Origin of the sequence: Pseudomonas sp. Seg1, from assembly GCF_018326005.1 — a bacterium.
Classification (GTDB): domain Bacteria; phylum Pseudomonadota; class Gammaproteobacteria; order Pseudomonadales; family Pseudomonadaceae; genus Aquipseudomonas.
The window spans coordinates 3,328,692-3,350,350 of record NZ_AP021903.1; the positions used below are offsets into that span (position 1 = coordinate 3,328,692).

The 21,659-nt window shown below is 60.6% G+C and carries 20 protein-coding genes; 13 read left to right on the forward strand and 7 right to left on the reverse strand.

The window, feature by feature from the left end:
• The first annotated feature begins 22 nt into the window (after positions 1-22).
• From KI231_RS14725 to KI231_RS14745, 5 genes are all read left to right on the forward strand, one after another.
• Positions 23-541, forward strand: coding sequence for a GNAT family N-acetyltransferase (locus tag KI231_RS14725; protein WP_212808873.1), 519 nt, complete (start codon positions 23-25; stop codon positions 539-541).
• 118 nt (positions 542-659) lie between these two features.
• On the forward strand, positions 660-1,838 hold the full coding sequence (locus tag KI231_RS14730; RefSeq protein ID WP_212808874.1) for an MFS transporter: 1,179 nt from the start codon (positions 660-662) through the stop codon (positions 1,836-1,838).
• Between the two features lie 154 nt (positions 1,839-1,992).
• Positions 1,993-2,682, forward strand: a complete 690-nt coding sequence (locus tag KI231_RS14735) for an HPP family protein (RefSeq protein WP_212808875.1) — start codon at positions 1,993-1,995, stop codon at positions 2,680-2,682.
• Positions 2,683-2,958: 276 nt separating this feature from the next.
• A complete protein-coding gene (locus KI231_RS14740) occupies positions 2,959-4,065 on the forward strand; it encodes an enoyl-CoA hydratase/isomerase family protein (protein ID WP_212808876.1) in 1,107 nt (368 codons plus the stop codon).
• Between the two features lie 3 nt (positions 4,066-4,068).
• Positions 4,069-5,220, forward strand: a complete 1,152-nt coding sequence (locus tag KI231_RS14745; protein ID WP_212808877.1) for an acyl-CoA dehydrogenase family protein — start codon at positions 4,069-4,071, stop codon at positions 5,218-5,220.
• A gap of 121 nt (positions 5,221-5,341) precedes the next feature.
• Here KI231_RS14745 and KI231_RS14750 read toward each other — a convergent pair whose 3' ends face one another.
• From KI231_RS14750 to KI231_RS14775, 6 genes are all read right to left on the reverse strand, one after another.
• Entirely contained in the window at positions 5,342-6,115 is a 774-nt protein-coding gene (locus KI231_RS14750; RefSeq protein WP_212808878.1) for an enoyl-CoA hydratase, read from the reverse strand.
• A 16-nt stretch (positions 6,116-6,131) separates the two neighbouring features.
• Positions 6,132-7,259 (reverse strand): acyl-CoA dehydrogenase, encoded by a 1,128-nt coding sequence (locus KI231_RS14755; protein WP_212808879.1) that lies wholly within the window; start codon positions 7,257-7,259, stop codon positions 6,132-6,134.
• A 142-nt stretch (positions 7,260-7,401) separates the two neighbouring features.
• Positions 7,402-8,595: an acetyl-CoA C-acyltransferase gene (locus tag KI231_RS14760; RefSeq protein WP_103302036.1), complete on the reverse strand. Its 1,194-nt coding sequence runs from the start codon at positions 8,593-8,595 to the stop codon at positions 7,402-7,404.
• A gap of 12 nt (positions 8,596-8,607) precedes the next feature.
• Positions 8,608-9,369: an SDR family NAD(P)-dependent oxidoreductase gene (locus KI231_RS14765; protein ID WP_103302037.1), complete on the reverse strand. Its 762-nt coding sequence runs from the start codon at positions 9,367-9,369 to the stop codon at positions 8,608-8,610.
• Positions 9,370-9,385: 16 nt separating this feature from the next.
• Positions 9,386-11,050: an AMP-binding protein gene (locus KI231_RS14770; RefSeq protein ID WP_212808880.1), complete on the reverse strand. Its 1,665-nt coding sequence runs from the start codon at positions 11,048-11,050 to the stop codon at positions 9,386-9,388.
• Positions 11,051-11,297: 247 nt separating this feature from the next.
• Complete coding sequence (locus KI231_RS14775) at positions 11,298-12,314, reverse strand: AraC family transcriptional regulator (RefSeq protein ID WP_212808881.1); 1,017 nt, start codon at positions 12,312-12,314, stop codon at positions 11,298-11,300.
• Between the two features lie 291 nt (positions 12,315-12,605).
• Between KI231_RS14775 and efeU the strand changes: the two genes are divergently transcribed.
• Genes efeU through efeO (KI231_RS14795) form a run of 4 tightly spaced genes read left to right on the forward strand, consistent with a single transcriptional unit; the run spans position 12,606 to position 16,821 of the window.
• A complete protein-coding gene (efeU, locus tag KI231_RS14780; protein WP_212808882.1) occupies positions 12,606-13,445 on the forward strand; it encodes an iron uptake transporter permease EfeU in 840 nt (279 codons plus the stop codon).
• 8 nt (positions 13,446-13,453) lie between these two features.
• Positions 13,454-14,653, forward strand: a complete 1,200-nt coding sequence (efeO, locus tag KI231_RS14785; RefSeq protein WP_212808883.1) for an iron uptake system protein EfeO — start codon at positions 13,454-13,456, stop codon at positions 14,651-14,653.
• A gap of 17 nt (positions 14,654-14,670) precedes the next feature.
• Entirely contained in the window at positions 14,671-15,969 is a 1,299-nt protein-coding gene (gene efeB, locus KI231_RS14790) for an iron uptake transporter deferrochelatase/peroxidase subunit (RefSeq protein ID WP_212808884.1), read from the forward strand.
• A 27-nt stretch (positions 15,970-15,996) separates the two neighbouring features.
• Positions 15,997-16,821, forward strand: a complete 825-nt coding sequence (gene efeO, locus KI231_RS14795) for an iron uptake system protein EfeO (protein ID WP_212808885.1) — start codon at positions 15,997-15,999, stop codon at positions 16,819-16,821.
• Positions 16,822-16,952: 131 nt separating this feature from the next.
• On the opposite strand, the gene pssA is transcribed toward efeO (KI231_RS14795), so the two are convergent.
• Positions 16,953-18,296 (reverse strand): CDP-diacylglycerol--serine O-phosphatidyltransferase, encoded by a 1,344-nt coding sequence (gene pssA, locus KI231_RS14800; RefSeq protein WP_212808886.1) that lies wholly within the window; start codon positions 18,294-18,296, stop codon positions 16,953-16,955.
• A 206-nt stretch (positions 18,297-18,502) separates the two neighbouring features.
• On the opposite strand from pssA, the gene KI231_RS14805 reads away from it, so the two are divergent.
• The 4 genes from KI231_RS14805 to KI231_RS14820 all read left to right on the forward strand — a co-directional run bounded on the left by KI231_RS14805 (position 18,503) and on the right by KI231_RS14820 (position 21,645).
• Positions 18,503-19,066: a TetR/AcrR family transcriptional regulator gene (locus KI231_RS14805; protein WP_212808887.1), complete on the forward strand. Its 564-nt coding sequence runs from the start codon at positions 18,503-18,505 to the stop codon at positions 19,064-19,066.
• Between the two features lie 55 nt (positions 19,067-19,121).
• Positions 19,122-19,601 carry a nuclear transport factor 2 family protein gene (locus KI231_RS14810; RefSeq protein ID WP_212808888.1) on the forward strand — a complete coding sequence of 160 codons (480 nt, stop codon included), beginning with the start codon at positions 19,122-19,124 and terminating at the stop codon, positions 19,599-19,601.
• 268 nt (positions 19,602-19,869) lie between these two features.
• Positions 19,870-20,727, forward strand: a complete 858-nt coding sequence (locus tag KI231_RS14815) for a glucose 1-dehydrogenase (protein ID WP_103302047.1) — start codon at positions 19,870-19,872, stop codon at positions 20,725-20,727.
• 306 nt (positions 20,728-21,033) lie between these two features.
• On the forward strand, positions 21,034-21,645 hold the full coding sequence (locus tag KI231_RS14820) for a Yip1 family protein (RefSeq protein WP_103302048.1): 612 nt from the start codon (positions 21,034-21,036) through the stop codon (positions 21,643-21,645).
• The last annotated feature ends 14 nt before the right edge of the window (positions 21,646-21,659 follow it).

Genomic DNA, 21,659 nt, shown 5'->3' on the forward strand with positions numbered 1-21,659 from the left:
GCTCGACAGGATTCGTCCCGATATGACTTTCATCGTCCGCCGCGCCAGCCCTGCTGACGCGGCCGCCCTCCCCGCCATCGAACGCTCGGCTGCCGGGCTGTTTCGTCTCGACCCTGCCCTCGCCTGGCTCGCCGACGCCGAAGTGCCAGATAGTGCGCAGCATGTGCAGGCCATCGAGCAGCTGTGCGTTTGGGTGGTTGAAAGTGCTGACCAGTCACTGGCGGGGTTTCTTCGGGCACTGGAAATCGACAGTCAATTGCACATCGAAGAGCTGTCGGTGAGTCAGGATTTTCAGGGGCAAGGCATGGGGCGTGCGTTGGTATCAGCGGCCATTGAGCACGCGCGTCAGATGCAATTGCAGGCCGTGACCCTGACCACCTTTCGCGACCTGCCGTGGAATGCGCCGTTCTATCAGCGCCTCGGGTTTATCGTGCTCGGCGCTGAAGACACGCCACCGCATCTGCTGACCGCCCTGCAAACCGAAATCAACCACGGTTTCCCCGGCGAAAGACGTTGCGCGATGCGCCTGCCACTTCCCTGACAACACTCAAAACCAGCTCCTACATGGGCATGTCGGTGTGTCAGGTTGACCGCCGGGCGAGAGCCGGGGAGGATGACGGCGCGCCTCTCGCATTTGAAATAAGGACGTTGACCTCTTCGTGGCCACCTACTCGCGCCTCATTCGCCGACTGATGATCAGCTCGCTGACCGTCGTCGTCAGCCGTGCCCTGATCAGTCCGCTGCTGACCCTGTTCCTCAGCAACAAACTCGGCCTCAACCCGCAGGACGTCGGCCTGCTGCTGGGCGTCGCAGTGTTCAGCGCGACGCTGTTGTCGCTGTACGGCGGCTACATCATCGACAAACTCGACAAGCGTCAGTTGCTGATTGTGACAATGCTCTCCAGCGGTATCGGCCTGATGCTGCTGACCTTCGCGCAGAACCTGTATCTGGTCACCCTAGTGCTGATCATCAGCGAGACCGCGTCGGCGCTGTTCCTGATCTGCTCCAAGGCGATCCTCAGTGAAAACCTGCCGGTCGGCCAGCGGGTCAAGGCGTTCTCGCTGAATTACACGCTGACCAATATCGGCTATGCGGTTGGGCCGATGATCGGCGTGGTGATTGCCGGCATCCAGCCCGCCGCGCCCTTCATCGTTGCCGGCGCAATTGCCATTGGCAGTATTTTCCTGCTGCTCGGCGCCGCGAAAGAGGCCAGCCCGATCTCGCCAGTCGGCCAGCCACAAAGCTTTTTGAATACGCTGATCATCCTCAAGAACGACCGAACGATGATCCTGTTTACCCTCGGTTGCCTGCTCAGCACGTTGGTGCACGGGCGCTTCACGTTGTACCTGTCGCAATACCTGCTGGTGACCCACACCCAGCAACAGACGCTGGACACCATGGCCGCCCTGCTCGCCTGCAACGCGATCACGGTGATCCTGTTGCAATACCAGATCGGCCGCTTGCTCAAACGCGAGTACTTGCGCCAGTGGATTGCCGGTGGCACGGCGTTGTTCATTGTCGGTCTGATCGGTTTCAGCCTGGCCGACAGCCTCGTAGGCTGGTGCGTGGCGATGTTCATCTTCACCTTGGGCGAAATGATCATCTACCCGGCGGATTTCCTCTTCGTTGATACGCTGGCCCCAGAGGAGTTGCGTGGCAGCTACTACGGCGCGCAGAACCTGGCGGCACTCGGCGGTGCGGCGAGTCCGGTGATGTGTGGATTCCTGCTGATGCACACGCCGGCGCCGAGCATGTTCTACGCGCTGAGCGCGTTGGCGGCGTTGGGTGGTTATCTGTGTTTCGTCAGCGGCCGAAGAGTGGCTTCAGCTCAAAAATAGTGCACTGAAACTGCATTAATATGAATTTGTCAGCATCGTGAATGATCGGCACACTGTGCACGTTCCTCCCCCAATGTTGGAACACTTCGAGGGCTTTCCGGATTGCCGGACAGTCCTTTTTTTTGCCCGCATTTTTTTACAGGATCGGATTCACATGCTCGCTCGCTGGTTACCCGCCGCCATCAACACCCGCCCCACCGAATGGAGCCGCGCCGCCATCGGCATGGCCTTGGGCACGCTGTTCAGTGTGTGGCTGTGCGCGCAGGTATTCGGTCATGACGTGGCCTATCACCTGATCGGCCCGTTGGGCGCCTCGGCGGTGTTGCTGTTCGCCGTGTCGTCCGGTGCGCTCGCCCAGCCTTGGTCGATTCTCGGCGGTTACTTGTGTGCCGGTGTCGTCGCATTGTTGGTGGCCCACGTGCTCGGGCGAACCCTTGGCAGCGCGTGTCTGGCGGCGGGCATGGCGTTGATTCTGATGTGCTGGCTGCGTTGCCTGCATCCACCGGCCGGTGCCTTGGCGTTGACGCTCGTGCTGGCAGATCCGGCGACCGTCGCCATGGACTGGACAGCCATGGGGCCGGTGATGCTCGGCGCTGCGTGCATGCTGCTCAGCGCCCTCGCTTACAACAACCTGACGCGGATTCGTTATCCGAAACGTGCTGCCGATCCCGCACCAACGGTGGCACCGGTCGACAGTCAGGCGATCACCGCTGAAGACTTGAAACTGGCACTGGCGGACATGGAAGCGTTCATCGACATCACCCCCGAAGACCTGGAACAACTGATCCACAGCAGCGAACAGCACGCCAAACGGCGCAGCATCGGTGAAGTCTTCACACGTTAGCCGCTGAGATCCCTGTGGCGAGGCAGCTTGCTCCCGCTGGAGCGCGAAGCGGTCCCCTGCATTCTTCAAGACAAATCGCATAACCCGGTTTACGACTGCTGCGCGCCTGCGCGTGAGCATGCTCCCTCGCCACAAAGGCGATCTTGTGTCTAAGGTAAAAACGCAGACAGACCCTGCACATATCCCCGTTGTACAGGGCAAATTTGCACTGTTACGATCCGCTAACGCTCGCGCGCGAGCTTCTCGAATAAAGACAATAAAAGCAGGGAGTTAGTGATGACTGCTCAGGCTTCATCCCCGCGGACTGTGTCCATGGATGCCACGCAAAACGAAGTGCTGGCCGAGGTTCGCAACCACATCGGTCACCTTACCCTCAACCGCCCCGCCGGCCTCAACGCCATTACCCTCGACATGGTGCGCCTGCTGCAACAGCAGCTCGACGCCTGGGCGAGCGATGCCAATGTTCACGCAGTCGTGCTGCGCGGTGCCGGTGAAAAAGCCTTCTGCGCCGGTGGCGATATTCGTTCCCTGTATGACAGTTTCAAAAGCGGCGACACGCTGCACGAAGATTTCTTCGTCGAGGAATACGCCCTCGACCTGACGATTCATCATTACCGCAAACCGGTGCTGGCGTTGATGGACGGATTTGTCCTCGGCGGTGGTATGGGCCTGGTGCAAGGCGCGGATCTGCGCGTGGTCACCGAGAAGAGCCGACTGGCGATGCCGGAAGTGGCCATCGGTTATTTCCCGGATGTCGGCGGCAGTTACTTCCTGCCGCGTATTCCCGGTGAGTTAGGCATTTATCTGGGGGTCAGCGGCGTGCAGATCCGTGCTGCCGACGCGCTGTATTGCGGCCTCGCCGACTGGTATCTGGACAGCAGTCAACTGGCGCTGCTTGACGAGAAACTTGATCAGATGGAATGGCAGGACAAGCCGCTCAAGGCCCTGCAAAACCTGCTGGCCAAACACGCCGTGCAAACCCTGCCCGATGCGCCACTGGAAGCCTTGCGCCCGGCCATCGACCATTTCTTTGCTCTGCCCGATGTACCGAGCATGGTCGAGCAACTGCGCGCAGTGACCGTGGCCGACAGCCACGAATGGGCGACTACCACCGCCAACCTGCTGGAAACCCGTTCACCGCTGGCCATGGCCGTGACTTTGGAAATGCTCCGTCGCGGCCGTCATCTGAGCCTGGAACGTTGCTTCGCCCTGGAACTGCATCTGGATCGTCAGTGGTTCGAACGCGGCGATCTGATCGAAGGCGTGCGCGCCCTGCTGATCGACAAAGACAAGACACCTCGCTGGAACCCGCCGACCCTCGCCGCGCTGGACGCGGCGCATGTTGCGAGTTTCTTCCACGGTTTTGATGAGAGCGGGAGCTGAGCCATGCACGATCTCGAACTGACTGAAGAACAAGTGATGATCCGCGACATGGCCCGGGACTTTGCCCGTGGCGAAATCGCGCCCCATGCACAAGCCTGGGAAAAGGCTGGCTGGATCGACGACGCGCTGGTAGCGAAGATGGGCGAACTGGGCCTGCTCGGCATGGTCGTGCCGGAAGAATGGGGTGGCACTTACGTCGACTACGTGGCGTACGCACTGGCGGTCGAAGAGATTTCTGCCGGCGACGGCGCGACTGGCGCGTTCATGAGCATTCACAACTCGGTCGGTTGCGGCCCGGTGCTCAACTACGGCAGCGAAGCTCAGAAACAGACCTGGCTGGCGGATCTCGCCAGTGGGCAAACCATCGGTTGCTTCTGCCTGACCGAACCGCAGGCCGGTTCCGAAGCGCACAACCTGCGCACCCGTGCCGAATTGCGTGACGGCCAATGGGTGATCAACGGCGCCAAGCAATTTGTCAGCAACGGCAAACGGGCGAAACTGGCGATTGTGTTTGCGGTGACCGATCCGGAGCTGGGCAAAAAAGGCATTTCGGCGTTTCTGGTCCCGACCGACACGGCGGGTTTCATCGTCGACCGTACCGAACACAAAATGGGCATCCGCGCCTCCGACACCTGTGCGGTAACGCTGAACAACTGCAGCATTCCCGAGGCCAATCTGCTCGGCGAGCGTGGCAAGGGTTTGGCGATTGCCCTGTCCAACCTTGAAGGCGGCCGCATCGGCATCGCCGCGCAAGCGCTGGGCATCGCCCGTGCGGCGTTTGAAGCGGCGCTGGTTTATTCGCGTGATCGTATCCAGTTCGGCAAGCCGATCAATGAGCACCAAAGCATCGCCAATCTGCTGGCCGACATGCACATGCAACTGAACGCGGCACGCCTGATGATTCTGCACGCGGCGCGGCTGCGCACGGCGGGCAAACCATGTTTGTCAGAGGCTTCGCAGGCAAAACTGTTTGCGTCGGAAATGGCCGAGAAGGTCTGCTCGTCGGCGATTCAGATTCATGGCGGGTATGGGTATCTGGAGGACTATCCGGTCGAGAAGTACTACCGCGATGCGCGGATTACCCAGATCTATGAAGGGTCGAGCGAGATTCAGCGGATGGTGATTGCTCGGGAGCTGAAGAACTACCAGATCTAAAAGCAAAAGCATCGCTGGCAAGCCAGCTCCCACAGGGTTCTCGGTCGATCACAGATGTTGTGTACACCGAAGATTGTGTGGGAGCTGGCTTGCCAGCGATGACGTCAGTAAGACTGCAGCATTATTTGCCCTGAAAATCCGGCGTCCGCTTGGCCACAAACGCCGCCATCCCTTCCTTTTGATCCTGCGTTGCAAACGCCGCATGGAACACCCGGCGCTCGAAACGCACGCCTTCAGTCAGATTGACCTCGAAAGCACGGTTGACGCTTTCCTTGACCATCATCGCAATCGGCAGCGACTTGCTGGCGATCACCGCCGCCACCTTCAGCGCTTCTTCCAGCAACTCATCGCTTGGCACGATCCGCGCAACGATGCCGCAGCGTTCGGCTTCCACCGCATCGATCATGCGCCCGCTCAGGCACATTTCCATGGCCTTGGCCTTGCCCACGGCGCGGGTCAGGCGCTGGGTGCCGCCCATGCCCGGCAGCACGCCGAGGTTGATTTCCGGCTGACCGAATTTGGCGTTGTCGCCGGCCAGAATGAAGTCGCACATCAGCGCAAGCTCACAGCCGCCCCCCAGGGCAAAACCGTTGACCGCCGCGATGATCGGCTTGCGCCGGTTGGCCACGCGGTCGCTGTCACTGAACAGATCGTCCATGTAGATCTGCGGGTAGGTCAGCTCGGCCATTTCCTTGATGTCGGCACCGGCGGCGAAGGCTTTTTTCGATCCGGTGAGGACGATGCAACCGATGTTCGCATCGGCTTCCAGGCCATCGAGGGCATGATTCACTTCGCTGACCAGTTGCGCGTTCAGGGCATTCAGCGCCTGCGGCCGGTTCAAGGTGATCAGGCCAACGCGGCCGTGGGTTTCCAGCAGAATGGTTTCGTAAGTCATGAATGCAGATTCCTTCTCAAAGATTGCGCGAAATGACCATGCGCTGAATGTCACTGGTACCTTCGTAGATCTGGCAGACGCGCACGTCGCGGTAGATGCGCTCCAGCGGGAAGTCGTTGAGATAACCGTAACCGCCGAGGGTTTGCAACGCCATCGAGCAAACCTTTTCGGCCATTTCCGAAGCGAACAGTTTGGCCATGGAGGCTTCGACCAGCGCCGGTTGGCCGCTGTCGCGCAGGGCGGCGGCGTAATGCACCATTTGCCGGGCGACGGCGATTTGCGTGGCCATGTCGGCGAGGCGGAACGCCACGGCTTGATGCTCGATGATCGGTTTGCCGAAGGTGTCGCGCTCACGGGCGTAATCACGCGCTGCTTCAAACGCGGCGCGGGCCATGCCCACCGATTGCGAGGCGATGCCGACGCGGCCGCCTTCAAGGTTGGCCAAGGCGATTTTGTAGCCTTCGCCCTCCTCACCCAGTCGGTTGGCGACCGGGACTTTGAGGTCTTCAAAGAGGATCTGGCAGGTGTCCGAGGCGTGCTGGCCGAGCTTGTCTTCGACGCGGGCGACTTTGTAGCCCGGCGAATCGGTCGGCACGATAAACGCAGTGATGCCGCGCTTGCCGGCACTCGGATCGGTCACCGCAAACACGATCACGATCCCGGCGTTCTGCCCGGAAGTGATGAACTGTTTGCAGCCGTTGAGCACGTAGTGATCGCCTTCAAGACGCGCACGGGTTTTCAGGCTGCTGGCGTCGGAACCGGCCTGCGGTTCGGTCAGGGCGAACGCGCCGAGCATCGCGCCACTGGCCAATGGCTTGAGGAAGCGTTCGCGCTGGTCGTCGTTGCCGAACTTGAGAATCGGCACGCAACCCACCGAGTTGTGCACGCTCATGATGGTCGAGCAGGCGCCATCACCGGCAGCGATTTCTTCCAGGGCCATGGCGTAGGCCAGATAACCGGTGTCACATCCGCCCCACTGCTCCGGCACGAGCATGCCGAAGAAGCCCAGTTCGGCCATCTCGCCGATGGCCTCCTTGGGGAAACGGTGCTCGCGATCCCACTCGGCGGCGAACGGCTTGAGCCGTTCCTCGGCAAACTGCCGGGCCATGTCGCGGATCTGGGTTTGGTCTTCGTTGGGAATCATGGTGAATCCTTAAATCCGGGTGACAACACAAAACCCTGTGGGAGCGGGCTTGCCCGCGATGGGGTCGTGTCAGCAAACATATCTGCTACATGACCCACCGCTATCGCGGGCAAGCCCGCTCCCACAAGGTCAGCCATCAACTTCAGTAAACGCATTCCACGGCCATCGCCGTCGCTTCACCGCCGCCGATGCAGATGGCTGCGATCCCGCGCTTGAGGTTTCGCTGGCGCAGCGCCGAGAGCAAGGTCACCAGAATGCGCGCGCCGGACGCACCGATCGGATGGCCCAAGGCACAAGCGCCGCCATGCACGTTGAGCTTGTCATGGGGAATTTCCAGGTGAGTCATCGCCGCCATCCCCACCACCGCAAACGCTTCGTTGACCTCGAACAGATCAACGTCGCCCAGCGACCAACCGGTTTTCTTGATCAGTTTCTTGATCGCGCCGATCGGCGCCACCGGGAACAGCCCCGGAGTATCGGCAAACGCGGCATGGCCATGGATGACGGCCAGCGGTTTCAGACCGAGTTTCTGCGCCTGGGATTGACGCATCAACACCAACGCCGCCGCGCCATCAGAAATTGAGCTGGAATTGGCCGCTGTCACCGTGCCGCCTTCGCGGAAGGCCGGTTTCAGCGAAGCGATCTTGTCCAGTTTGGCTTTCGGTGGCTGCTCATCGTTGCTGATCAGCACCTGTTCTTTGCCGACGGTCACGGTCAGCGGGACGATTTCGTCCTTGAAGCTGCCGTCCTTGATCGCCTGCTGCGCACGGGTGGTCGAGGCGATGGCAAAAGCGTCCTGCGCTTCGCGGCTGAAGTCATTGGTTTCAGCGCAGTCTTCAGCGAAGGTGCCCATCAGACGGCCCTTGTCGTAGGCGTCTTCGAGGCCGTCGAGGAACATCGAGTCGAGCACGCGGCCATGGCCCATGCGATAACCGGCGCGGGCACGATCCAGCAGATACGGCGAGTTGGACATGCTTTCCATGCCGCCGGCAATCACCACGTCGGCACTGCCGGCGACCAGCATGTCGTGGGCCAGAATGGTGGTTTCCATGCCCGAGCCGCACATCTTGTTGACGGTGGTGCAACGGGTCGATTTATCCAGCCCGGCGCCCAATGCCGCTTGCCGCGCAGGTGCCTGGCCGAGGCCGGCGGGCAGTACGCAACCGAACAACACTTCGTCGACCGCATCGCTGGCGACTCCGGCACGTTCAACCGCAGCCTTGATCGCAGCGGCGCCGAGTTGTGGCGCGGTGAGGCTTTTCAGTTCGCCTTGAAAACCGCCCATCGGGGTGCGGACGGCGCTGACGATGACAATCGGATCGTTGGAAAGGGTCATGACAAATCCTCCTTACTTGGCGGCCATGCGCAAGGCACCGTCGAGACGGATCACCTCGCCGTTGAGCATGCTGTTTTCGATGATATGCCGAACCAGTGCGGCGTACTCGGCAGGCTTGCCCAGACGCGGCGGGAACGGCACGCCGGCGGCCAGCGAGTCGCGTACTTCCGGGGTCATGCCGGCCATCATCGGTGTTTCGAAAATGCCCGGGGCGATGGTCATCACGCGGATGCCGAAACGCGCCAGTTCACGGGCGGCCGGCAGGGTCAGGCTGGCGATGGCGCCTTTGGATGCCGAGTACGCCGCCTGACCGATCTGGCCGTCGAACGCCGCCACCGAAGCGGTGTTGATGATCACACCGCGTTCGCCGTCGGCATTGGCCTCGCTTTCGGCGATGGCGGCAGCGGCCAGACGCAGCATATTGAAGCTGCCGATCAGATTGACGTTGATCACTTGCGCAAAACTGCTCAGCGCATGCGGGCCGTTCTTGCCGAGGATTTTCTCGCCACGCACGATGCCGGCGCAGTTGACCAGGCCATTGAGGCTGCCAAAGGCATTGACGGTCGCCTGCACCGCAGCTTCGGCCGCGGCTTCGTTGCTGATGTCGGCAACCACGCTTTGCGCGCCCAGACGCTGGGCCTGAGCCGCCACGGCTTCGGCATTCATGTCCACCAGCATCACTTTGGCGCCGGCACTGACCAGCAGTTCAGCGGTGGCGGCACCGAGGCCGGATGCGCCGCCGGTGACGATAAAAACCTTGTTCTCGATCTGCATGACTGTACTTCCTGATTCAAGCTGAAACGTTCTTCGCCGCGGCCTCTTGAGCCTTGGCGATTTCCTGGTTGCGCAAGATAAAGCGCTGCAATTTGCCACTCGGGGTCTTGGGCAATTCGCTGACAAATTCGATTTCACGCGGGTAAGAATGCGCGGCCAGACGCTTGCGCACGTGTTGGCGCAATTCCTCGGCCAACTCCGGCGCCGCACGGTATTGCGCGCTGAGCACGACAAAGGCTTTGACCAGCTCGGTGCGCTCCGGATCGGGTTTGCCGACCACGGCCGCTTCGACCACAGCCGGATGTTCGATCAGCGCGCTCTCGACGTCGAACGGGCCGACGCGGTAGCCGGAGGTGGTGATCACGTCATCGCTGCGGCCGACGAAGCTGATGCTGCCGTCCGGGTTCCACTCCACAGTGTCACCACTCAGGTAGTAGTTACCGACGAAAGCCTTGGTCGGCGCGCCCTGATAGCCGCCGAACCAGCACATCGGCGACTGCGGACGGTCGATGGCGAGAATGCCGGGCTGGCCGACGCCCAGTTCGTTGTACTGATCGTCGAGCACCACGATGCGATGGCCCGGCGAGGCGAAACCGGCGGCGCCGACATGCACCGGATGGTCGAGGCCGTGGTGGTTGCACAGGACCATGCCCAGTTCGGTCTGGCCGTAATGGTCGTGAATGACCACGCCGAGGTTGTCGGCGAACCAGCGGATCACTTCCGGGTTCAGCGGCTCGCCGGCGCTGCTGACAATGCGCAGCTTGCCCTTGATCGACTTGGCGAACTCGTCGCCGCCGGCAATCAACAGGCGATATGCGGTCGGCGAACCGGTGAGGTTGGTGATGCCGTACTTGTTGATCACCCGACAGGTGCTTTCGAGGGTGAACGGACCATCGTAAAAGGTAATCGGATGGCCCATCGACAACGGCCCGGTCACGCCGAAATAAATGCCGTAGGCCCAACCCGGATCGGCGACGTTCCAGAACGCATCTTCCGGACGCAGATCAACCGCGTCGCGGGTGTAGCTCTGAAACGCGACGATGGCTTTGAGCGGGACGGAAAGCGCTTTCGACGGACCGGTGGTGCCCGAGGTGAACATCAGCAGGAACGGGTCTTCGCCCGTGAGCATCGCCGGTTCGCAGACATTGGAATGGTTGGGCAGCTCGGCCCAGAAACTGAAATCGCCACGGACAATGCCCTGGCCCTTGGCGCCGCCGACGGTGACCAGGGTCGGGCAGTCGGCAACTTCCGAGAGTTTCGGCCGGTTGACCGCATCGGTCACCACCACTTTGGCGCCGGAACTGTTGAGGCGATGTTCAAGGGCTTTGGGGCCGAACGCGGTGAACAGCGGTTGATACACCGCGCCAATGCGCCAGGTGGCGAACACGGTGATCAGCAATTCGATATTGCGCGGCAGCAGACCGGCGACCTTGTCACCCTTCTGCACGCCTTGGGCGAGGAGGAAATTGGCAAAACGCGCGGCTTTGTCCTGCAAGTCGCTGAAGGTGTACGTCGCACTGGCGCCGTCGCGACCCTCCCAGAACAGCGCGATACGCCCCGGCAAGGCATGGCGGTCGCAGCATTCGACGCAGGCGTTGAGCGCCTCAAGCGAACCGCTGAGTGCGGCATCCACGGTGTGCTGATAGTTGAACTGTGCGGTGGCAGACAAGTAATCGCGCATTGCCAGAATCCCTCTGTGTTTTTTATTAGGTTGGGGAACCGTAAACAACAGAGGGATAGTCGCGCTGCGGCGGACTTGGGGCAATGGTCAAAGCCATCAAAGTGGCTGACTGGTTTGGCCAGGGTTCAGGTTATGTAGCGCCTGTCAGGCCGCCATCGCTGGCAAGCCAGCTCCCACAGGATTTGCGCTGACCCTGTGGGAGCTGGCTTGCCAGCGATGAGGCCGGAACAGCCAATACATTTCCCGATCAGACCGCTTCATTCAGGATCAATGTGCGGTAATGCCCGGGATTCGATCCCGACCATTTGCGAAACGCCTTGTAGAACGAACTGGCATCGGCAAACCCCAGCCGCGCCGCAATCTCGACAAAACTGATCGAAGGCTCCGCCAGCCAGACAATCGCCAGTTCCTTGCGCACGCTGTCCTTGAGTCCTTGATACGTCTGCCCTTCCTCCGCCAGACGTCGGCGCAACGTCGAGGCGGACATGCACAGTTGTTGCGCCAGTGTTTCGGTTTCCGGCCACCGCTCGGCGGGCAACTGGCGCAAGTCCTGTTTGATCCGGCTGGCGAGGCTTTCCGGATCGCGGTACTTCACCAGAATGTTCGCCGGCGCGTGGGCCAGAAAGCGCTTGAGCTCTTCGGCGCTGCGCTTGATCGGCAGATCGAGACACTCGGCGGAGAAAATCATCCGCGTACGCGGGCGATCAAAGCGCAGGTTCTCCGAGAACATCACCCGATAGTCATCGGTGAAGTCCGGCGCCGGGCAACGCAGCTCGATGGCGAGAATCGGAATCCGCCGCCCCGCCAGCCAACAGGCCACGCCGTGAACGATCATCCAGTAGGTGAAATAGGTGAAAGCGCGGCGTGGCTGCGGATCGTCTTCAAGCAGGACGATTTCCGCCAGGCTCTGCTGGTGCACCAGTTGTGCGGGCATTTTTTCCAGCATCAGCGAGAGGAACGTCAGCCCCGTGTTCAGGCCGTCGGCCAGCGTCGATTGCGCCATCGCGCTACGGCAGAGGAACGCCAGACTCCCCGACTTGAGCCTGCGCGGGTCCATGCCGAAGAACTCGTCATCGCCACGCCGGGCCAGCAAACGCCAGAGTCTGGCGTACTGCGAGGCCGGCACCCGGCCATCCTCACGTTGCAACAGCGCCGGATCGATGCCGACCTTGTTCAAGGCTTCTTCCGTGGCCACGCCCGGGGCACAACTTTGCAGCAGCGCTTCACGCACCAGTTGCACGGCGATGGTGTCTTTTTCCGACATGGAACTCGCTGAACCTTGTTGTTTTTGAATGACCGGCATCTTACCGCAGGACATGAATTCAACACGAACCCCCTGTAGGAGTGAGCCTGCTCGCGATGGCGGCGGGTCAGAAAAATATGCGCTGACTGACACGACGCCATCGCGAGCAGGCTCACTCCTACAGGGATCTATGTGAGGCAAAAATTGAGGTTGTTCAGCTTGCGTTCAGGTTTATGTCAATGATTGTCATGTGAGAATGAGTGTCATTATGTTACAACTTGTAACCTATTCGAATGACTTATTGGATGCCGAATGCTCGTCCCCTTTCTGATCATGCTGCGCGAAGGCATTGAAGCCGCGCTGATCGTTGGCATCATCGCCAGCTACCTGCAACAGACCGGCCGTGGCCAATGGATGCCCGCCGTGTGGATCGGCGTGTTTCTCGCCGCTGCGCTGGCCCTGCTGGTCGGTGGTGGCCTGGAACTGGTCAGCGCCGAATTCCCGCAAAAGCAGCAGGAGCTGTTCGAAGGCGTGGTCGGGCTGGTGGCCGTGGGCATTCTCAGCTCGATGGTGTTCTGGATGCGCAAGGTGGCGCGCTCGATCAAGCATTCGCTGCAAGCTTCGCTGGATCAGGCGCTGACCTCTTCGAAACACCAAGTGATTGCCTTGATCGCCATGGTCTTCTTCGCCGTCGCTCGCGAAGGACTGGAAACGGTGTTCTTCCTGCTCGCGGTGTTCCAGCAAAGCGAAGGCCCGGGCGCGCCGATCGGTGCCCTGCTCGGCCTGATTCTGGCGATCATCGTGGGTTTCCTGATCTACACCGGCAGCATGCGCCTCAATCTTTCGGCGTTCTTCAAGTGGACCGGGCTGTTCATTCTGGTGGTGGCCGCCGGGATTCTCGCCAACTCGGTGCAGGCCCTGCATGAAGCCGGCCTGTGGAATCACCTGCAAACCGTGCTGTTCGACTTCAGTGCGACGCTGCCGATGGATGGCCCGCTCGGCTCGGTGCTGGCCGGCATGTTCGGTTATCAGGACGCGCCGACCGTCAGCACCCTCGGGGCGTATCTGATTTATCTGCTGGTGGCGCTGGGGATGTTTTTCTACCCGGCGCCCAAACCAGCCGCGCAATCGTCTTCCGTTTCCAGCCAATAAGGGCACCCATGTCAAAGCCTAATACCCCTCAGGCCTCCCCTCCCCGCGCCTTGCGCTGGGCGGTGGCCGGTTCGGTGGTCGTGATGATCGCCGCCGGTGGCCTGTTCTACTACGCCTCGAAAATGGCCGCGGCCAAGCGTCAGCTCAACCATGACGAAGTAGTGGTCAACATTCATCCGGGCAGTTGCGAGCCAAACGCGCTGACGGTGCCGGCCGGCCGCGCCAGTTTCCGCATCGTCAACCGCTCCGACCGCGCCGTGGAATGGGAAATCCTCGACGGCGTGCTGGTGGTCGAAGAACGCGAAAACATTGCGCCGGGCCTGAGCCAGGTGATCAACGCCAACCTGCAACCCGGCGACTACGCGATCACCTGCGGCCTGCTGAGCAACCCGCGTGGCACCTTGCATGTGACGCCGACGGCCGCGTCCGATGCGGCTGCCAAGGCCAAGCCGTCGATGGTTGCCTTTGTCGGGCCGTTGTCGGAGTTCCGCGTGTATCTGGCCAGTCAGGGCAGCGCGCTGATCAAAGCCGTGACCGCACTGGATCAGGCAATTGCCAGCGGCGACCTCAGTCAGGCGCAGGCGTTGTACCTGCCGGCGCGTGCTGCCTATCAACGTCTGGCCCCGGCCGCGCAACGTCTGGCGGAACTGGACAACAGCATCAACGCCCGTGCCGATTACTTCGAGAAGCGCGAGCAGGATCCAGCCTTTGTCGGCTTCCACCGCCTCGAGTACGCGTTGTTCCAGCAACGCAAACTCGACGAACTTGCCCCCGTTTCCCAGCGTTTGCTGAGCGACGTCACCACGCTCAAACAGCAACTGCTCGCGCAGACGCTGCCACCGGAGCAACTGGTCAACATTATCGTGCGCAACCTCAACACCCTGGCCGACGTCCGCGCCGCCAGCGGTGAAGAAGAACGCTACAGCCACGGCGACCTCAATGGTTTCGCCGCCAACCTGGAAACCGCACACAAAGTCGTCGATTTGCTGCGGCCGATGCTGAGCAAATCCGCCGCCGACCTGTTGCCGAAAATCGATCAGGCATTGGCCGACTTCGACACCCAACTGAACAGCTTCAAGGTCAAGGACGGCTACGCCACTTACGACACTGTCAGTGGCGAACAACGCAAGCAGATCGCCGACAAGGCTCAGGCCCTCGCCGACGCACTTGATGGCATCGATCCAGCCCTCGGCCTCTCCGGCCTGTAAGCAGAAGACGAGTACCGATGAAAGATTCCGAACAACTCAACCTGCAACGTCGCCGCGTCCTGCTGGGCATGGGCGCTGCCGGCGTCGCCCTCGCCGGTTCGGCTCTGAGCTGCCCGGCCATGGCGGCTGCACCTGCGCAAGTCACTGAAGCGCCGAGCAGCGACAAGACCGAAGACCGCCACGATTACCACGGTTTGCATCAGACCGGCATCGTCACCCCGCGCCCGGCCTCCGGGATGTTCGTGTCCTTCGACGTGCTGGCCAGTGATCGCGAAGACCTTGAGCGGCTGTTCCGCACGCTGAACGAACGCATCGCCTTCCTGATGAAGGGCGGCCCGGTGGCGCAGATCGATCCGAAACTGCCACCGCCGGATTCCGGCATCCTCGGCCCGGTGGTCACCCCGGACAACCTGACGATCACCGTGTCGGTGGGCGAATCGCTGTTCGACGAGCGCTTCGGCCTGGCCGAGGCCAAACCGAAACGCCTGCAACGCATGGTCGGTTTTCCCAACGATGCGCTGGAAGCCGATTGCTGCCACGGTGACTTGAGCTTGCAGTTCTGCTCCAACACTGCCGACACCAACATTCACGCCCTGCGCGACATCGTCAAGAACCTGCCGGACCTGCTGCTGGTGCGCTGGAAACAGGAAGGCAGTGTGCCGCCGCAAGCCCCGGCCAAACCCGGTGTGCCGGCGCAGTCTGCACGCAACTTTCTCGGTTTCCGTGATGGCTCGGCCAACCCCGACTCCAACGACGCCAAAGCCATGGATCGCCTCGTCTGGGTACAACCCGGCAGCGACGAACCGGCCTGGGCGGCGCACGGCAGTTATCAAGCGGTGCGGATCATCCGCAATTTCGTCGAACGCTGGGACCGCACGCCGTTGCAGGAACAGGAAAGCATCCTCGGCCGGGTCAAGACCACTGGCGCGCCAATCGGCGGAAGCCATGAAAGTGAAGTCCCGGACTACAGCAAAGACCCGGCCGGCAAGCTGACCAAGCTCGACGCGCATATTCGCCTGGCCAACCCGCGCACCGCCGAGACTCAGGCCAATATGATCCTGCGTCGGCCATTCAACTACTCCAACGGCGTCAACAAGAACGGCCAGCTCGACATGGGGCTGCTGTTCATCTGCTACCAGGCTGACCTGGAAAAAGGCTTCATCACCGTGCAGACCCGCCTCAACGGCGAGCCGCTTGAGGAATACCTCAAGCCGGTCGGCGGCGGGTACTTCTTCACCCTGCCGGGTGTCACGGGCGACAAGGACTTCATCGGTCGCTCGCTGCTCAATGCCACACAACCGAAAACAGCTGCATAAAACAATCCCGACACTGGAGCCGCCCCCATGAAAAAAACGCCACTCGCGTTATTGCTGACCTTTGGTTTGCTCAACACCCCGCTGTCAGCGTTCGCCGCGACAGCACCGCTGGATCTGGTCGGGCCGGTTTCGGACTACAAGATTTACGTCACCGAACAGCTCGATGAACTGGCCAGCCACACCCAGCAATTCACCGACGCGGTGAAGAAAGGTGATCTGGCCACCGCACAAAAACTCTACGCACCGACCCGCGTGTATTACGAGTCGATCGAGCCGATTGCCGAACTGTTCAGTGACCTCGATGCGTCCATCGACTCCCGTGTCGACGACCACGAGAAAGGCGTGAAAGCAGACGACTTCACTGGCTTCCACCGCATCGAATATTCGCTGTTCTCGGAGAAAAGCACCCAGGGTCTGGACACACTGGCGGACGGTTTGAACAAAGACGTCAAGGACCTGCAAACCCGCGTGGCCGGCCTGACCTTCCCGCCCGAGAAAGTCGTCGGCGGTGCGGCTGCGCTGCTGGAAGAAGTCGCCGCGACCAAGATTTCCGGTGAAGAAGACCGTTACAGCCACACCGACCTGTACGACTTCCAGGGCAACATCGACGGCGCGAAGAAAATCGTCGACCTGTTCCGTCCGCAGATCGAGAAGCAGGACAAGGCTTTCGTAGCGAAAGTGGACAAGAACTTTGCCACCGTCGACAAGATTCTGGCCAAGTACAAGACCAAGGACGGGGGTTTCGAGACGTATGACAAGGTCAAGGATAACGACCGCAAGGCGCTGGTTGGCCCGGTCAATACACTGGCGGAAGACTTGTCCACGTTGCGTGGCAAGTTGGGTCTGAATTAAGGTTTTTTAGCGTCTGTTAAGGCCCCATCGCTGGCAAGCCAGCTCCCACAGTTTTTTGGTGTACACAACATATGTGAACGACCGAAAACCCTGTGGGAGCTGGCTTGCCAGCGATGGCATTTTCAGCCTTCTTACAAAATCCGGTAGAGCAGCCGCTCGATCCGCACCCGACTCACGCGCTTGAGAAACTTGGCCACGCCCGCCGGGTATTCAGGCAACGTCTCCAGAGTATTAAAACTCTCGATCCGCGTGGTATGGCGGAAAATCTCCTCCAGCTCCTTCGCCCGCGGTTCCAGCCATTCCCCTTTCGGGTCATCAATCAGTAGCGCGTTTTCCAGATCCAGGCGGAATGCCCGTGGATTGAGGTTATTGCCGGTCAGCAGCGTGTAGCGCTGATCGATCCACATGCCCTTGAGGTGATAGGTGTTGTCGCCATCACGCCACAGGTGCAGATTCAACTGGCCGCTGTCGATGTTGCGCTGATGCCGTTTGGCGAAGCGGCGCAGGCTGATCTCGTACAGGTACGGCAACGCCGCGATCACCTTGAACGGCTCGCTCGGCGGAATGTAGAAATCGTTGGCGGTCTTGTCGCCGACCACGATGTCGATCTTCACGCCACGGGCCAGGGCGCGGTTGACCTCGCGGATCACACCCAGCGGCAGGTTGAAGTACGGTGTGCAAATGGTCAGTTGTTTTTGCGCGCTGGCGATCAGTTCGAGAATCGCCCGGTTCAACGGGTTGTTCTTGCCCACGCCGAGCAATGGGCTGACCGACAGGCCGTCTCTGGCCGTGCTGCCGTTGGCGGTGTCGTAAGTCGCGTATTTGAGGCGGCTGCGCAGATCGCCGATGTCGTTACGCAGGCTGCGCGTGGTCGGCAGATTGGGCAGGTCGAGGCGATGCACGGCTTTCGATTCGATCAGGCCGTGCTTGACCAGGTGATGCATCGAATCCGCCAGTTCGCGGCTTTGCAGGACGTGATAGCGGTCGAAACGGTACTTGTCGAACTTGTGCAGGTAGACGTTGTTCAGGCTCGCGCCGCTGTACACCACGCAATCGTCGATCACGAAGCCCTTCAAATGCAGCACGCCGAACAGTTCGCGGGTCTGCACCGGCACGCCGTAGACCGGCACCTCACTCTGGTGAGTGCGGGTCATTTCCTGATACCACGCCGAATTGCCCGGTTGCTTGCCGGCACCGATCAGCCCGCGCTGTGCGCGCAACCAATCGACCACCACAGCGATTTCCAGCTCGGGACGCTTGAGTTTGGCGGCGTGCAAGGCATCGAGGATTTCCTGACCGGCTTCGTCTTGCTGCAGATACAGCGCGACGATGTAGATGCGCTGGGTCGCCGTGGCGATTTTCTCCAGCAGGCAACGACGGAACTCGGCGGCGCCGGACAGAATGGTCACGGCCTCGGCGGTCAGCGGAAAGCTGCGCAGTTTAGGCAGCAGAGAACGTTTGAAAAGCAACGGCATAGGGCTCGCAATGGGTCGAATCCGGAGAACCCGAGAGCTTACACCATCGCTTCCTTCGGGTCTTGTTAGTGTCTGTAATGAGCTATTCGCGGGCAGGCTCGCTCGCACATTTGAAATGCGTTCCCCTTTGGGAGCGAGCCTGCTCGCGAAAGCCATTTCAAAATCAACGCTTGACCAAGGAGAACGATCGTTCTACTGTTCGCCACATGAACGAAATCACTGACACCTCGACCCGCGACATCATTCTGGATGTCACCGAAAAGTTGATCTACAAAAGTGGCATCGCGGCCACCGGCATGGATCTTCTGGTGAAAACCGCCGGCGTCTCCAGAAAAAGCATCTACCGCTACTTCGCCAACAAGGAGGAGCTGACCGTCGCCGCCCTGCAACGCCGCGACGTACGCTGGATGCACTGGTACCGAAGCGCTGTCGGTCAGGCCGAAACCCCGGCCGATCGCCTGCTCAACCTGTTCACTGTACTCAAGGGCTGGTTTGCCTCGGAAGGTTTCCGTGGCTGTGCCTTCATCAACACCAGCGGCGAAACCGGTGATCCCCAGGACCCGGTGCGCCAGGTCGCCAAAGACCATAAACAGAAGCTGCTCGACTACGTGTGCGAGCTGTGTACCGAACATGGTGCCGAGGATCCGCAACTGCTGGCCAAGCAATTGCTGATCCTGATTGACGGTGCCATTACCGTAGCGCTTGTGATGGGTGATCACAGTGCCGCCGATAATGCGCAATGCATGGCGCGAAAGTTATTGGACCTGTAACGCCTAAGTAAGCCTGACCCGTTGTTTAAACGTTAAATCTTTCGGGAGACTGAATATGTCTACTGCAGCCCAGGTACGTCCGCCATTACCCCCCTTCAACCGTGAATCCGCCATCGAGAAAGTTCGGCTGGCCGAGGACGGCTGGAACTCCCGCGATCCGGAAAGGGTATCGCTGGCCTACACCCTCGACACCAAATGGCGCAACCGCGCCGAGTTCGCCAACAACCGAGAAGAAGCCAAAGCCTTCCTGACCCGCAAGTGGGCCAAGGAGCTGGATTACCGCTTGATCAAGGAACTCTGGGCTTACTCCGATACCCGTATCGCCGTGCGTTATGCGTATGAATGGCACGACGATTCGGGTAACTGGTTTCGCTCTTATGGCAACGAAAACTGGGACTTCGACGACAACGGTCTGATGTTCCAGCGCTACGCCTGCATCAACGACATGCCGATCAAGGAAAGCGAACGCAAGTTCCACTGGCCGCTGGGCCGACGCCCGGATGATCACCCGGGGCTGTCCGACTTGGGTCTGTAATCTCTTACAGATGCAAAAGGCGGGAGCGGGCTTGTTCGCGAAAGTGCTGTGTCAGCGCAGTAGATAGCAACTGACGTGGCGCCTTCGCGGGCAAGCCCGCTCCCACAGTGTTCGGGGTGTTCAGCCCACTGTGGCATTGCGCTTTAGCCTCCCGTTCGCGCACCCATCGATTTTTCTACTCCTGTTGGCCATCGCAAATCCGATCGAACTCACGGCAAACGACCCGGGTCAACCGCCCATACCTGCCATGAGCTCCCGGAGACCGACGATGACCGATTATCCAAAACCACCCTTCCCCGCCCAGGCGCAATCCGTTCCCGGCTCGCAACGCAAAATGGAGCCATACCCCGATTGCGGCGAGCAAAGTTACGTGGGCTCCGGCCGACTCGCCGGCAAGATTGCCCTGATCACCGGCGCAGACAGCGGCATCGGCCGCGCGGTCGCCATCGCGTTCGCCCGCGAAGGCGCGGATGTTGCCGTGGCCTACCTCAACGAACACGAAGACGCCGAGGAAACCGCACGCTGGGTCGAACAGGCCGGACGCCAGTGCCTGTTGCTGCCGGGTGATATCGCGCAAAAAGCGCAGTGCCAGGCCTTGGTCGACAAGACCGTCGAACGCTTCGGGCGCATCGACGTGCTGGTCAACAATGCCGCGTTCCAGATGACCCACGAAAACTTCGAAGAGATTCCCGATGACGAATGGGTGATGACCTTCGACGTCAACATCACCGCGATCTTTCGCTTGTGCCAGGCAGCCCTCAAACATATGCGCCCGGGGTCTTCGATCATCAACACCAGCTCGATCAACTCGGACATGCCCAAACCCACCCTGCTCGCCTACGCCACCACCAAAGGCGCGATCGCCAACTTCACCGGCGGTTTGGCGCAAATGCTCGGGCCCAAGGAAATTCGCGTGAACTGCGTGGCGCCGGGACCGATCTGGACGCCGCTGATCGTTTCGACCATGCCCGATGAAGAGGTGCAGAACTTCGGCGCGCAAACCCCGCTCGGCCGTCCCGGCCAACCGGTGGAAGTGGCGCCGATCTATGTGCTGCTGGCGTCGGACGAGGCTAGTTACATCACGGGTCAGCGCTATGGCGTGACCGGTGGCAAACCGATGCTCTGACCCCCGGCTCTGCTGATCGCCCGATCACTGTCGCAGCGTCAGCCAGGCAATACGATCAACCTGTGGGAGCGGGCTTGCTCGCGAAAGCGCTGGGTCATTCAACATCATGGGTGCCTGATACAACGCTTTCGTGAGCAAGCCCATTCCCACAGTCATTTGTGGTCATTCTGCAAGGACTGCGGCGATTGACGGGTCAGCCGTCCTTACATGGTTTACCGGGGTCCGTTAAATAAAATGAACCCGGCTATCCGACGACTCTCCATACCTTTAAGAGCCCCAACCGGTCCACAGGATCAAGAGGTCGTCATGTCCGCGCCTATCATCAAGCTCTTCACCCAACCCAACTTCGCGTGGACCGATATCCGCCGCGAAGAAGAGGCCCATCCTCGCCATTACCTTGCGCATTTGCTGTTGTTGGCGCTGATTCCTCCCGTTTGCCTGTTCATCGGCACCACTTATGTCGGCTGGAGTCTGGCGGCCGGTGAAACGGTACGACTGAGCAGTGCCAGCGCCTTGCAGTTGAGCATTCTGTTGTATGTGGCCATCGTGGCAGGCGTTGCGGTGATTGGCGGGTTTATCCGTTGGATGTCGCGCTCCTTCGACACGCGGCCGACGCTTAACCAGTGCATCGGTTTTGCGGCTTACACCGTGACACCGTTCTTCGTCGCCGGGATCGCCGGGCTGTATCCGAGTCGCTGGCTGGCAATTCTGGTGCTCGGTGCAGCCTCGGTGTACTCGACCTTTCTGCTCTTCGTCGGCCTGCCGACCTTCATGCACGAGCGCAAGGAACAGGGTTTGTTGAACTCGGCCTGTGTCTGGGGCGTGGGTCTGCTGGTCATGGTGACGATACTGGTGTCGATGATTCTGCTGTGGTTCAACGTGCTCACCCCTGAGTACCTGCGCGCGACCGTGGGCTGACGGGGTGTCTGTGC

Excerpts from the sequence above, each read along its gene's own strand:
- KI231_RS14765 (WP_103302037.1), bottom strand. The coding sequence starts at position 9,369 with ATGCAGATCGAGAACAAGGTTTTTATCGTCACCGGCGGCGCATCCGGC.
- KI231_RS14775 (WP_212808881.1), bottom strand. The coding sequence starts at position 12,314 with ATGTCGGAAAAAGACACCATCGCCGTGCAACTGGTGCGTGAAGCGCTG.
- KI231_RS14740 (WP_212808876.1), top strand. The coding sequence starts at position 2,959 with ATGACTGCTCAGGCTTCATCCCCGCGGACTGTGTCCATGGATGCCACG.
- KI231_RS14745 (WP_212808877.1), top strand. The coding sequence starts at position 4,069 with ATGCACGATCTCGAACTGACTGAAGAACAAGTGATGATCCGCGACATG.
- efeO (WP_212808885.1), top strand. The coding sequence starts at position 15,997 with ATGAAAAAAACGCCACTCGCGTTATTGCTGACCTTTGGTTTGCTCAAC.
- efeO (WP_212808883.1), top strand. The coding sequence starts at position 13,454 with ATGTCAAAGCCTAATACCCCTCAGGCCTCCCCTCCCCGCGCCTTGCGC.
- efeU (WP_212808882.1), top strand. The coding sequence starts at position 12,606 with ATGCTCGTCCCCTTTCTGATCATGCTGCGCGAAGGCATTGAAGCCGCG.
- KI231_RS14725 (WP_212808873.1), top strand. The coding sequence starts at position 23 with ATGACTTTCATCGTCCGCCGCGCCAGCCCTGCTGACGCGGCCGCCCTC.
- KI231_RS14805 (WP_212808887.1), top strand. The coding sequence starts at position 18,503 with ATGAACGAAATCACTGACACCTCGACCCGCGACATCATTCTGGATGTC.
- KI231_RS14755 (WP_212808879.1), bottom strand. The coding sequence starts at position 7,259 with ATGATTCCCAACGAAGACCAAACCCAGATCCGCGACATGGCCCGGCAG.
- KI231_RS14750 (WP_212808878.1), bottom strand. The coding sequence starts at position 6,115 with ATGACTTACGAAACCATTCTGCTGGAAACCCACGGCCGCGTTGGCCTG.
- KI231_RS14735 (WP_212808875.1), top strand. The coding sequence starts at position 1,993 with ATGCTCGCTCGCTGGTTACCCGCCGCCATCAACACCCGCCCCACCGAA.
- KI231_RS14815 (WP_103302047.1), top strand. The coding sequence starts at position 19,870 with ATGACCGATTATCCAAAACCACCCTTCCCCGCCCAGGCGCAATCCGTT.
- KI231_RS14820 (WP_103302048.1), top strand. The coding sequence starts at position 21,034 with ATGTCCGCGCCTATCATCAAGCTCTTCACCCAACCCAACTTCGCGTGG.
- efeB (WP_212808884.1), top strand. The coding sequence starts at position 14,671 with ATGAAAGATTCCGAACAACTCAACCTGCAACGTCGCCGCGTCCTGCTG.
- KI231_RS14810 (WP_212808888.1), top strand. The coding sequence starts at position 19,122 with ATGTCTACTGCAGCCCAGGTACGTCCGCCATTACCCCCCTTCAACCGT.
- pssA (WP_212808886.1), bottom strand. The coding sequence starts at position 18,296 with ATGCCGTTGCTTTTCAAACGTTCTCTGCTGCCTAAACTGCGCAGCTTT.
- KI231_RS14770 (WP_212808880.1), bottom strand. The coding sequence starts at position 11,050 with ATGCGCGATTACTTGTCTGCCACCGCACAGTTCAACTATCAGCACACC.
- KI231_RS14760 (WP_103302036.1), bottom strand. The coding sequence starts at position 8,595 with ATGACCCTTTCCAACGATCCGATTGTCATCGTCAGCGCCGTCCGCACC.